The organism is Calditrichota bacterium (assembly GCA_014359355.1).
Lineage (GTDB): Bacteria > Zhuqueibacterota > Zhuqueibacteria > JANLFK01 > Oleimicrobiaceae > Oleimicrobium.
The window spans coordinates 1-5,289 of the sequence record JACIZP010000074.1; the positions used below are offsets into that span (position 1 = coordinate 1).

At 60.4% G+C, this 5,289-nt stretch carries 5 protein-coding genes; all 5 read right to left on the reverse strand.

Annotation, left to right across the window (positions count from 1 at the left end; genetic code table 11):
• Positions 1-133 precede the first annotated feature (133 nt).
• Positions 134-1,477 carry an aminomethyl-transferring glycine dehydrogenase subunit GcvPA gene (gene gcvPA, locus H5U38_03235; GenBank protein ID MBC7186028.1) on the reverse strand — a complete coding sequence of 448 codons (1,344 nt, stop codon included), beginning with the start codon at positions 1,475-1,477 and terminating at the stop codon, positions 134-136.
• Positions 1,478-1,551: 74 nt separating this feature from the next.
• A complete protein-coding gene (gene gcvH, locus H5U38_03240) occupies positions 1,552-1,929 on the reverse strand; it encodes a glycine cleavage system protein GcvH (protein MBC7186029.1) in 378 nt (125 codons plus the stop codon).
• Positions 1,929-3,281, reverse strand: coding sequence for an acetyl-CoA carboxylase biotin carboxylase subunit (gene accC / locus H5U38_03245; protein ID MBC7186030.1), 1,353 nt, complete (start codon positions 3,279-3,281; stop codon positions 1,929-1,931). The genes gcvH and accC overlap by 1 nt, the downstream gene beginning before the upstream one ends.
• 64 nt (positions 3,282-3,345) lie before the next feature.
• Positions 3,346-3,852, reverse strand: a complete 507-nt coding sequence (locus H5U38_03250) for an acetyl-CoA carboxylase biotin carboxyl carrier protein (protein MBC7186031.1) — start codon at positions 3,850-3,852, stop codon at positions 3,346-3,348.
• Positions 3,853-4,014: 162 nt separating this feature from the next.
• The gene (locus H5U38_03255) at positions 4,015-5,238 is read right to left on the reverse strand and encodes a threonine synthase (protein MBC7186032.1); all 1,224 of its coding nucleotides are present in this window, start codon (positions 5,236-5,238) and stop codon (positions 4,015-4,017) included.
• Positions 5,239-5,289 lie beyond the last annotated feature (51 nt).

Below are 5,289 nucleotides of genomic sequence, written 5' to 3' on the forward strand. Positions count from 1 at the left end.
ATTGCCAGGTACAGACCTTGTAGCAAACTCTCTCTGGGCATACTCCTCTAATTTTGCAACGCAAATTTACAAATTTCCGAACAAATAGTCAAGCTTTTTCTCTCGCTAAGCCACCCTTTTCACCTCATCGCGTCTATGCAGCCAGTTGCCGCAGCGCACTCAGGAGCCTGTCCATCTCCGCCCTTGTCCGCTTTTCGGTCACGGCAATCAACAGGCAATTTGCCATCGACCGCTCGAAGCGACCAAGTGGCACACCCGCCAAAATACCCTGCGCCACAAGCTTGTCGACTATTTGCTCGGCCGGAAACGGCGCCTCGACCACAAACTCCTTAAAGAACGGCCGCCCAAATCTTAGCCGGAAGCCAGGAATCTTCGCTATTTCCTCCGCCAAGTAGTGGCTCTTCTGCAGACAGAGATTTGCCACGGTACCCAGGCCGTGTTTGCCCATCAGGGCGAGGTACACAGTGGCAGCCAAGGCGACAAGGGCCTGGTTAGTGCAGATATTAGAAGTAGCCTTTTCCCGGCGAATGTGCTGTTCGCGTGTCTGATAGGTGAGCACGTAACCGATTCGGCCTTCGCTGTCCACCGTCTGACCCGCGATGCGGCCAGGCATGCGGCGCACCAGCTCCTGCTTTGTGGCGAAAATGCCGAGGTACGGGCCGCCGAAGCTCAACGGCGTCCCTAATGCCTGTCCCTCTCCGGTGGCGATGTCTGCCCCGTAGCTGCCTGGCGGTTGCAAGAGGCCCAGCGAGATAGGATCATTGGAGGTGATGAAGAGCGCTCCGGCCTGGTGGGTGACCGCCGCCAGCTCCTCCACCTCTTCAAGGCATCCGTAGAAATTGGGGTGCTGCACGACCACCGCGGCAGTCTTCTCGCTGATGAGCCCTTTGAGGTTATCAACTTCTGTGGCACCATCGTCCAGGTCGACGAGATGAACTTCGATCCCCTGGCCGTGACAGTAGGTGCGTATGGTCTCCAGGTAGAAAGGGTTGACCGCCCGCGAGACCAGAATCTCGCGGCGTTGAGTGTGGCTGAACGCAAGGAGCGCCGCCTCGGCAAGTGCAGAGGCCCCGTCGTACATCGAGGCATTGGAGGCATCCATGCCGGTGAGCGCGCAAATCATGCTCTGATACTCGTAGATTGCCTGCAGCGTCCCTTGGCTCACCTCCGGTTGATAGGGTGTGTAGGCCGTGTAGAATTCCGGGCGCGACGTGATATGTCCTACCGCAGCGGGGACAAAGTGGTCGTAGGCTCCGCCGCCCAAGAAGCAGATGGCCTCGTTCACGGTGGTGTTCTGCTGCGCCATCTCCGCCAGCAGACGAGTCACTTCGTACTCGGACAGGGGCGCCGGCAGGTTGAGAGGTTTCTTGAGGCGGAGCTCTTCTGGAATGGGGGCCAGCAACTCCTCGAACTTGTTGACCCCTATTGCTTTGAGCATCTCGTTACGCTCGTCATCTGTGCAAGGCAAGTAGGGCATCGCCGCTCCTTATTGCTCACCAACTTGAGCTCATTGGCGCCATCGGTCGGAACACGCGGAGCAAAGGGCCCGCGCTACGATATCTGCGCCTGGTAGGCCTCGGGACTGAGCAGATTCTTCAGTTCGCCTTTGTCCGCAATCTTGATTTTGATCATCCACCCCTCGCCGTAGGGGTCGCTATTAACCACCTCCGGCTTGTCACTCAGGGCCTCGTTGACTTCGATCACTTGGCCACTGACGGGAGCAAAGAGGTCGCTGACTGCCTTCACTGCCTCGATGGTGCCGAATGGCTCCATCTGCTTGGTTTGCGCGCCAACCGCGGGCAGTTCCACGAACACTACGTCGCCCAGTTCGCCCGCTGCGTACGCGGTGATGCCTACAGTTGCGATGTCGCCATCGACGCGAAGCCACTCATGGTCCTTTGTGTACAGCAAGTCCTTGGGGACTTCCATCAGAGCCCTCCTTTCTTCTCGAACTGTTCAAGGAAACGGGTGGAATACTGCCCTCTGCGAAAATCGGGATCGCGCATGATGCGCTTGTGCAGCGGTATGGTAGTCTTAATGCCTTCGATGACAAATTCCTCCAGCGCCCATTCCATGCGACCGATGGCCTCTTCGCGGTTGCGGCCATGGGTGATCACCTTGGCAATGAGCGAATCGTAGAAGGGCGGGATCTGATACTGCGCGTAGGCGTGGCTGTCCACGCGGATGCGTGGTCCTCCGGGCGTGTGCAACCCGGTAATTCTCCCTGGTGAGGGGCGGAAGTTAGCATCAGGATCTTCGGCATTGATGCGGCACTCGATGGCATGGCCGCGCAGGCGATAGTCGCCGATGCGCTTGTCCAGTTTTGCTCCCGCGGCTAGGCGAATTTGCTCTTTGAGCAGGTCGATGCCAATGACCATCTCGGTGACCGTGTGCTCGACCTGGATGCGCGTGTTCATCTCCATGAAATAGAACTGTCCATCCTCGTCAAGGAGGAATTCGATGGTGCCGGCACTGCGATAGTTAGCCGCTTTGGCACCGCGCAGCGCCGCCCTGCTCATTCTGCGGCGCAGCTGCGCATCCACTGCGGGCGACGGAGACTCCTCGATGAGCTTCTGGTGTTTGCGCTGAATGGAGCACTCCCTTTCGCCCAGACTGACGATGGTGCCATGAGCGTCGCCGAGCACTTGCACTTCGATGTGCCGAGGGTTCTCAAAGTACTTCTCGATGTAGACCTGCGGATTACCGAATGCGGCCTCCGCCTCGCTGCGGGCGGTCATATAGGCGTTTTCAAAGTCCTGGCGGCGCCGCACGATGCGCATGCCACGCCCGCCGCCTCCGGCTGCCGCCTTGATAATCACCGGATAGCCGATCTCCTCGGCGATGCGCAGCGCCTCGCGTTTGTCGTTGACCGTGCCGTCGCTGCCAGGGATGACCGGCACGCCAGCCTTGGCCATGGTCTTCTTTGCCACCGCCTTGTCGCCCATCATGGCGATGGTCGCGGCCGAGGGGCCGATGAACTCGATGCCGGAGGACTCGCAGATCTCTGCGAAGTGGGGGTTTTCGGCCAAGAAACCGTATCCCGGATGGATGGCGTCGGCATTTGTGACCTCGGCAGCGGCGATGATACGCGGGATGTTCAAGTAGCTCAGGTGCGCCGCGGGCGGGCCAATGCACACCGCCTCGTCGGCAAAGCGCACGTGGAGCGACTCGGCATCTGCCTCGGAGTAGACGGCCACCGTGGCAATGCCCAGCTCTTTGCAAGCGCGAATGATGCGCAGGGCTATCTCGCCGCGATTTGCTATGAGGATCTTCTTGAACACCTTCTCCGTTCCACCACCGTCAGTGCAGTCTCACTGCGCCGAGCCACGTCGTCGACCGAGCTCGTTAGAGCTTCTGTACCTGAAACAGCGGCTGCCCATATTCCACAGGCTGAGCATTCTCCACGAGGATTTTCAAAATGCGTCCTGACACCTCCGATTCGATTTCGTTCATCAGCTTCATCGCCTCGATGATGCAGAGCACCTTGCCTGGCGAGATGATGTCTCCCACCTCGACATAGGGCTCGGCCTCGGGCGAGGGCCGCCGGTAGAAGGTGCCCACCATGGGAGACTTGATCTCGATGATATCCTCGGCAGGGACTGCCGCTGGTGGCGCGGGCAGCTCCTGGGTCGCAGTGGTCGGTTGCACCGCGGGGGGTACCGGTACTGGCACCTGTACCTGCTCGACCGCAACTGGCGCTTCAGTGCGCACCTGCGGCGCCGCAGAAGTCGGGCGGTGGTCCAGGATGAATTTCCGTATGCGGACGCTTTTTCCCCAGGAGGAGATTTCCAGCTCTTCGATGTCACTGTCTTCGACGAGCTTGATCAGCTTGCGTAACTTTGTTTCTTTCATCTCGCCTCCAAAAGCCACGACGCTTGATGCCCCCTGGAGCAAAAACGGCCGCCGCCGCGGCGGCCATCTCTCCCCCGCACCCAAACTCCCACCGCAGGACCGCAGCCTTTCTCTTCGCGGGCGCAGCAGCGACTGGCAATTTAACAAAACAAATGAACTTTGTCAATACTTTTTCCGCCGACCCTGCCGCGACCGTTGGCCTCCACGGAAGGGGGGCGGACCGACCACTTCGAGGTATTTGAGGCCACTTCCTGTGTTGAAAAGCACCACCGGCTCATGCGGCTTGATCCAGCCGGAGGCGACCAGCTTCTTGCACGCAGCCCAGGTCGCAGCTCCCTCTGGGCACGCCCACACCCCCTCCACAGTAGCCAACTCGCGCAGCGCGGCGATGATGTCACTGTCGTCCACTGCAATAGCCGTGCCGCGGCTTTCGCGCAGCACCCTGAGGATGAGAAAATCCCCCAGTGCCTGGGGCACGCGCAGGCCCAGGGCCACAGTCTCCGCTCCCTGCCACGGAGTGGCATGTTCGGCCCCTGCGGCAAAGGCGTGCACAATAGGCGCGCACCCGGTGGCCTGCACCGCCACCATGCGCGGCAGGTCCCCTTCCAGCCAGCCGAGTTGCCGTAACTCCGCGAACGCCTTCCACATGCCCACCAGACCAGTGCCGCCCCCGGTGGGATAGATGACCACGTCCGGCAATTGCCAACCGCCCTGCTCAGCCAGTTCGTACCCCATGGTCTTCTTGCCTTCCAGGCGATAAGGCTCGCGGAGTGTGGAAAAGTCAAACCAACCCTCCTGCTGTGCGCGCTCGCGCAAGGCCCGCGCGCAGTCGGTGATGACTCCTTCCACCAGGTGCACAGTGGCGCCGTAGAGGCTGCATTCACTTCTGAAAACCAGAGGCACATCAGCAGGCATGAAGATGTGCGCGCTAAGGCCCGCCTTTGCGGCATAAGCAGCGAAGGCACCGCCTGCGTTCCCGGCCGATGGGATGGCACCGCGCGTGAGGCCTAACTCCTTTGCCTTAGACACGGCCACAGCCAAACCACGCGCCTTAAACGAGCCTGTGGGGTTCTGCCCTTCGTCCTTCATGTAAAGATTGAAAAGACCTACCCCAGCCCCTAATCTCTCCAATCTCAGAAGGGGTGTGTTCCCCTCGCCTAAGGTGACCATGTGGCGGGTGTCGATTACGGGCAACAGCTCGCGGAAGCGCCACACACCAAAGTCGCTGGGGCGCGTGGCTTCCCGCCGCAGCCTGGCCCTTGCCTCGTCAAGGTCGTATCTCACCAGCAGGGGGGAACCACACTGGCAGAGATTGTGCACCTCGCTCGCCGGGTAGGTCGCCCCGCACCGCGCACACTCCAGATGTCGGACAAAGGTTTGTACCATTCCCAACGCCTCTCTCCTGCCTCGCTAATCGCTGTCCGAATCGGCCGGCGG